Genomic DNA, 478 nt, shown 5'->3' on the forward strand with positions numbered 1-478 from the left:
GCACTGGCATTGAAGGCGGTGCCGGATGCCAATGCCTCGTGGACCGAAAGCGCCATGGTCAAGCACAAGCATGCCGATGTCGGTGTTGCCGTGTCGATCCCCGGTGGCCTGATCACGCCGATCATCCGGCATGCGGACGAAAAGACGCTATCGACCATCTCCAATGAGATGAAGGATCTGGCCAGCCGCGCCCGCAGCCGCAAGCTTAAGCCAGAAGAGTACCAGGGCGGCACCACGGCGGTGTCGAACCTCGGCATGTTCGGCATCAAGGACTTTGCCGCCGTCATCAACCCACCGCATGCGACGATCCTGGCGGTCGGCGCCGGCGAGGAACGGGCGGTGGTCAAGAATGGCGAGATCAAAATCGCGACTGTCATGTCGGTGACCTTGTCGACCGACCATCGCGCCGTCGACGGAGCGCTCGGCGCCGAACTGCTGGTCGCCTTCAAGCGGCTCATCGAGAACCCGATGGGCATGC

1 protein-coding gene is annotated in these 478 nt (G+C 63.0%); it reads left to right on the forward strand.

Going from position 1 to position 478, the window contains the following annotated elements; all coding sequences use genetic code 11:
• A partial coding sequence (locus AC04SF_RS37480) for a 2-oxo acid dehydrogenase subunit E2 (RefSeq protein WP_488481885.1) occupies positions 1–478 on the forward strand: 478 nt, incomplete at both ends.

It is taken from the genome of Mesorhizobium sp. CNPSo 4671 (assembly GCF_057784245.1).